Below are 7,273 nucleotides of genomic sequence, written 5' to 3' on the forward strand. Positions count from 1 at the left end.
CAACGGATGCTCCACAGACACACCGGCCAGCAGCTCGGACACGGCGGTCCGGTCCGCGACGTCGCACGCCAGGGCGGTGACCGCCGCTCCCTGCGCGGCCAGCTCCTCGACCAACTCGGCGGCACCAGGCGCCTCGGCGCCCCGCCTGCTGGCCAACAGCAGGTGACGCACGCCGCGTTCCGCGACCAGATGCCTGGCCAGCACGGCGCCCAGACCACCCGTACCACCGGTGATCAGGACCGTGCCCGTGCCGTCCCCGGTCAGAGCCGTGTTGTTCTCGTTCTCACTCTCGTTCCCGGATTCGTCCCCGGAGACGGAGGCAGAGACGCGTATCAGTCGTCCAGCGCGGACGACGTCGTCGCTGACGATCAGCTGCGGTTCATCGGAGCCGAGCGCCTTTCGCAGTGCGGACGAGGACGGTGCGCCGGTGGCGAGGTCCAGCAGTCCGAAGCTGCCCGGATTCTCCGAGTGCGCGGACCGCACCAGACCCCATACGGAGGCCGCCGCCAGGTCGGCGACCGTGCCACCGTCCACGGCCACGGCGCCCCGGGTGACGAACACCAGCCGCGAGCCGGCGAACCGCTCCTCGGCCAGCCAGCCCTGCACCAGGGCCAGTGCCTCAGCAGTGAGCGCGTGGACCGACTCCACGACATCGCCCTCGCCCTTGTCCGCACTGGCGATGCTCACCAGCACAGTGCCCGGGATCGGGGACTCCCCTGCCGCCAGCGACGCCGGATCGGCGTACGTCTGCACATCCGTACCGGACTCCGCCAGGGTGTCAGCGAGTCCGAACTCATCCGGACCGAGGACGACGACCGAACCCGGAGCGTCCCCATCGGACGCTGCCGTCACGGGCATCCACCGCAGACCGAACAGCGAGTCCGCGCTCCCATCGGCAGAGCCGGTCAACTCTTCGTTCGACACCGCGCGTACGAGCAAGGAGTCGACCGAGGCAACCGGCGCCCCGGACAGATCGGCCACGGAGATCGACACCGCATCCCGGCCGTCGACCGGAGCGATCCGCACCCGCAGCGCGGAAGCACCCGACGCTACGAGCGACACACCCTCCCACGAGAACGGCAGACCACCACCGCCCTCGCCACTCGCCTCACCGGCGAGCAGAGAGGCGTGCAGTGCGGAGTCCAGCAGGGCGGGGTGCAGACCGAACGCGGCCGCATCCCCCTGCGCACTCTCCGGCAGACCCACCTCGGCGAAGACCTCGCCGTCGCGCCGCCAGGCGGCCCGCAGGCCCTGGAACACCGGACCATAAGCGAAGCCCAGCTCCGCGAAACGCTCGTAGCAACCCTCGACATCCAGCGCCTCCGAGCCCGCAGGCGGCCACACCGTCGCATCGAAGTCATCAACGGACGCCTGACCACCGACCGCCAGCACACCCGAGGCATGCTGCGTCCACGGCGACTCCGCGCCCTCGGGGCGAGAGTGGATCTCCACGGAACGCCGGCCCGACTCGTCGGGGGTGCCGACCGCTACCTGCACCTGAATGGCACCGTGTTCGGGAAGGACCAGCGGCGCACCGAGCGTCAGCTCCTCGACGCGGTCGCAGCCGACCTCGTCACCCGCCCGGATCGCCAGCTCCAGCAGAGCCGTCCCCGGAAGGAGAACCTGGCCCATCACCGCATGGTCGGCCAGCCACGGCTGTGCCTGAACGGACAGTCGGCCAGTGACCAGCGCGCCTTCGATTCCGGCGAGTTCGACCGTGGCACCCAGGAGCGGGTGTTCGGCGGATTCCAGTCCGGCGGCGCGTACGTCCCCAGAGCCGCCGAGCGGCCCGGCCGGCCAGAACCATTGGCGCTGGAAGGCGTAGGTAGGTACATCGACCCGCCGCGCTCCGGTGAACAACGTCGTCCACTCTGTCGGAACACCCCGCACGTGCAGCTGAGCCAGGGCCGCGAGCACCGTCGAACCTTCAGCCCGGTCCTTGCGCAGTGCCGGTACGGTCACGGCCCCCTCGGACACGGACTCCTGCGCCATGGCGGAGAGGACCCCGTCCGGGCCCAGCTCCAGGAACGTCGTCACACCCTGCACGCCAAGGGTCCGCACGCCGTCGGAGAAACGCACGGCCTCACGGACGTGGCGCACCCAGTACCCGGGCGAGCACAGCTCCTCGGCCGACGCCATCCCGCCGGTCAGGTTCGACACCACCGCGATGACCGGCTCGGCGTACGACAGGCCCTCCGCGACCGCCCGGAACTCCTCCAGCATCGGATCCATCAACGGCGAGTGGAAGGCATGCGACACGCGCAGACGCGTCGTCCTGCGGCCCAGCTCAGCGAGTTGAGCCGCAGCCTTCAAGGCCGCCTGCTCGTCACCGGAGATGACCATGGACGAGGGGCCGTTGACGGCCGCGATCGACACACCGTCGACCAGCAGCGGCAGGACCTCGTCCTCGGTCGCCTGCACCGCGATCATGGCACCACCGGCCGGCAGGGCCTGCATCAGCCGCGCCCGCGCCACCACCAGACGGACCGCGTCCTCCAGCGAGAACACCCCCGCCACATGCGCCGCCGCGATCTCACCGATCGAATGCCCCGCCACGAAGTCGGGCTTGACACCCCACGACTCCACCAGACGGAACAACGCCACCTCGATGGCGAACAACGCCGGCTGAGCAAAGCCCGTCTCGTTCAACAGCTCCGCATCCTCGCCCCACATCACCCCACGCAACGAACGGCCCAACTCGCCGTCCAACAGCACCAGTACGGAATCCAGTGCCTCCGCGAACACCGGGAACCGGCCGTAAAGCTCCCGGCCCATCCCCAACCGCTGCGAACCCTGACCCGAGAACAACACCGCCGACCTGTCAGCAACGACCGCACCCGACACCACTGAGGCATCCGGAGCACCGGACGCCAAGGCTGCGAGGGCTCGTACCGCATCAGTGGAGCCGTCCGGCAGCACCACCGCGCGGTGCTCGAACTTCGACCGGCCCGTCGCCAGCGAATACCCGACATCCACCGGCCGCAGCTCCGGCCGACCCTCCATCGAGGCCAGCAGCTTGGCGGCCTGGCCGCGCAGCGCCTCCGGCGTCTTGCCGGACAGCACCCACGGGCTTGCATCAAGCTCGGCCGTGGAGGCATCCGTACTGTCAAGGACGGTTCCCTGGATGACGTTCGTCGGCTGCTCCAGGATGACGTGCGCGTTCGTACCGCTGATCCCGAACGACGAGACGCCGGCGCGGCGGGGGCGGCCGGTCTCGGGCCAGGGGGTCGACTCGGTCAGCAGTTCAACCTCACCCGCCGTCCAGTCCACGTGCGAGGACGGGGCGTCGACGTGCAGGGTCTGCGGCAGCACACCGTGGCGCATCGCCATGATCATCTTGATCACGCCCGCCACACCGGCGGCGGCCTGTGTGTGGCCGATGTTCGACTTCACCGAGCCGAGCAGCAGCGGCTGCTCCGGGTCGCGGTCGCGTCCGTACGTCGCCAGCAGCGCCTGCGCCTCGATCGGGTCACCCAGCGACGTGCCGGTGCCGTGCGCCTCGACGACGTCGACGTCCTCGGCCGACAGGCCGCCGCTGGCGAGCGCCTGGCGGATCACGCGCTGCTGCGAGGGGCCGTTGGGCGCGGTCAGACCGTTGGAGGCGCCGTCCTGGTTGACCGCGCTGCCGCGCACCACGGCCAGGATCTCGTGACCGTTGCGCAGCGCGTCGGAGAGGCGTTCCAGCACGAGCATGCCGATGCCCTCGGACCAGCCGACACCGTCGGCGGACTCGGAGAACGCCTTGCACCGGCCGTCGGGAGCGAGGCCGCGCTGCCGGGCGAAGTCGACGAACACCGTCGGGGTCGACATCACCGTCACGCCGCCGGCCAGGGCCAGCGAGCACTCACCGCTGCGCAGCGCCTGCATCGCCCAGTGCATCGCCACCAGCGACGACGAACACGCCGTGTCCACCGTCACCGCCGGACCCTCCAGGCCCAGGGTGTACGACACCCGGCCCGACGCCAGGCTGGGCGAGCTGCCACTGCCGCGGAAGCCCTCGAACTCGGGGGCGGCCAGCACCGCGCTGTAGTCGTTGTACATCACACCGGCGAACACACCGGTCGCGCTGCCCTTGAGCGACACCGGGTCGATCCCGGCCCGCTCGATCGCCTCCCACGACGTCTCCAGCAGCAGCCGCTGCTGCGAGTCCGTCGCCAGCGCCTCGCGCGGCGACATCCCGAAGAACGCCGGGTCGAACTCACCCGCGTCGTGCAGGAAGCCGCCCGAGCGGGTGTAGGACGTTCCCTTGTGATCGGGGTCCGGGTCGAAGAGGCCGTCCACATCCCAGCCGCGGTTGGTCGGGAAGCCGGATATGACGTCCGCGCCTTCGGTGACCAGTCGCCACAGGTCCTCGGGCGAGGTCACGCCGCCCGGATAGCGGCAGCTCATCCCCACGACCACGATCGGGTCATCCGCCACTGACCGCGCAGGCGCCGCGATGGGGAGTGCCACAGCCGCATCCGCACCGAGCAGTTCTTCGAGGATGTATCCGACCAGGCTCCGCACGGTCGGGTAGTCGAAGACCAGCGTGGCGGGCAGCCGCAGCCCGGTCACGGTGTTGAGCCGGTTGCGGAGTTCGACCGCGGTGAGTGAGTCGAAGCCCAGCTCACGGAAAGCACGCTCGGGGTTGACCGCGTTGGCGTCGGCATGCCCCAACACCAGAGCGACCTGCCCACATACCAGATCCAGCAACACCTCCTGACGCTCCACGACCGTCAGCACCGACAACCGCTCCACCAGACCCGCGGCCGCACCGCCCGCCGCGGCAGCCGCACGACGCGACCGCACCCGGACCAACGACCGCAACAGCACCGGCACATCACCCAGCGCACGCAACACCGCAAGATCCAGCCGCACCGGCGCCACCACAGCATCACCCGCAGCCAACGCCGCATCGAACAGCGCCACCCCCAGCTCCACCGACAACGCCGGCACACCCGCACGCGCCATCCGCTCCGCATCAGCCTCCGCCAAAGCACCCGTCATCCCACCGGACTGCTCCCACGGACCCCACGCCAGCGACACACCCGGCAACCCCTCAACCCGACGACGCTCCATCAGCGCATCCAGGAAGGCATTGCCCGCCGCGTAATTACCCTGCCCCGCACTGCCGAACATCGCCGCCACCGACGAGAACACCACAAACGCCGACAGATCCAGATCACGCGTCAACTCATGCAGATGCCACGCCGCATCCACCTTCGGACGCAACACCCCATCCAGCCGCTCCGGCGTCAACGAACCCACCACACCGTCATCCAGCACACCAGCTGCATGAATCACGGCGGACACCCTGTGCTCGGCAAGCAGGTCCGAGAGCGCACTCCGGTCCGAGACATCACAGGCCGCGACCCGGACTTCCGCGCCTTGCAGCTCCAGCTCGTCCACCAGCGCTTCGGTCCCGTTCGTACCGAGGCCCCGGCGGCTCACCAGCAGCAGACGGCGCACACCGTGCTCCGCCACCAGGTGGCGGGCCATCACCGCGCCCAGACCACCCGTACCACCCGTGATCAGAACACTGCCCTCACCGCCACCCCACTCCGGGCTCATGTCCTCATCCGCAGACGACCGGCGCACCAGCCGCCCGGCCAGAACGCTGCCGTCCCGCACCATCAACTGCGGCTCATCCGCACCCAACGCCGACAAGGGCAGGTCAACCGGCCCCGCCGGATCCAGGTCCACCAGACCGAAGCAGCCCGGATTCTCCGACTGCGCCGACCGCACCAGACCCCGCGCCGCCGCGGCCACCAGGTCCTGGCCGCCCACCGCACCCCGCGTCACGAAGACAAAGCGGGACTCCGCGAACCCCTCGTCCGACAACCGCTCCTGAATCCGCTCCAGAACCCGATGCGTCAACGCATGCACACCACCAACCACATCAGCAGCCGCATCCCCAGCCACCGGGATCAGAACCACACCCGGCACCGATGCCCCATCAACCGCCAACGCGCCGGGGCTTGACGCGAGTTCGATCTCAGCACCCGCGTCCCGAAGGGCCTCGGCCAGGCCGAATATGTCCTCGCCCGCCACCGCAAACCTCCGCGGCTCCTCCACGGGTGCCGCAGACGCAGACCCAGGCGCCGGCATCGTCACCCAGTCGAGCCGGAACAACGCGTCCTTCGTCAGCCCAGCATCACCACTCACACCCTCCGCCGACAGCGCACGCATCGCCAACGACTCCACCGACGCGACCAGCGCACCCGACAGATCCGCCACCGCGATCGACAACACACCATCGACCCCACGCGCCAGCCTCACCCGAACCGCGGAAGCACCCGACGCCAGCAGCGACACCCCACTCCACGAGAACGGCACACCACCCGCCTCAACCGACGAGCCCAGGAACCATCCCGCATGCAACACCGAGTCCAGCAGAGCGGGATGCAGACCGAACACCTCCGCGTCGCCTTGCTCACCCTCCGGCAGGCTCACCTCGGCGAAGACTTCCCCGTCCCGGCTCCACGCGGCCCGCAGACCCTGGAACACCGGGCCATAAGCAAAGCCTTCGGCCTCTCGGGCCTCGTAGAACCCGTCCAGGTCCACCGGCTCTGCACCCGTCGGCGGCCACACAGCCACGTCGAACTCAGCAGCAGAAGCCCCGGCCCGCGAGCCGTCGACGAGTACACCCGCGGCGTGCTGCGTCCACGGCGACTCCGTCTCGCCCTCAGGGCGCGAGTGGATCGCGACCGTGTGGCGTCCCGAATCGTCCGCCACACCCACGCGTACCTGCACCTGAACCGCGCCGTGTTCCGGAAGAGCGAGCGGCGCAGCCAGCGTCAGCTCCTCGACGTGATCGCAACCGACCTCGTCACCGGCCCGGATCGCCAGCTCCAGCAACGCCGTCCCCGGCACCAGGACCCGGCCCATCACCGCATGATCGGCCAGCCACGGATGCGACTGCACCGCCAGACGACTGGTGAACAGCACACCATCGTCCTCAGCCAGCTCCACCACACCGTTCAGCAGAGGATGACCGGCCGACACCAGCCCGACCGCCACCGCATCATCAGCGCCGCCCCGCAGACTCCGAGGCCAGAACACCTGACGCTCGAAGGCGTACGTCGGAACATCCACCCGCGACGCCCCGGTCCCCGCGAAGAACCGCGCCCAGTCCACCACCGCACCACACACATGCAACTGGGACAGAGCCGCGACAACCGACAACTCCTCAGACCGATTCTTACGGAGGGCGGGCACGGTCACGGCCTCGTCCGGTACCGACTCGCGTGCCATGGCGGAGAGGACCCCGTCCGGGCCCAGCTCCAGGAACGTC

Annotated in this window: 1 protein-coding gene; it reads right to left on the minus strand. The window is 69.8% G+C overall.

Annotated elements, in window-relative coordinates; translation table 11 throughout:
- The coding region (locus ACFPZI_RS25425; protein ID WP_381367268.1) for an SDR family NAD(P)-dependent oxidoreductase at positions 1-7,164 on the minus strand (7,164 nt) is incomplete at its 3' end.
- Positions 7,165-7,273: the final 109 nt, after the last annotated feature.

Origin of the sequence: Streptomyces chlorus (assembly GCF_042655885.1) — a bacterium.
GTDB classification, from domain to species: domain Bacteria; phylum Actinomycetota; class Actinomycetes; order Streptomycetales; family Streptomycetaceae; genus Streptomyces; species Streptomyces chlorus.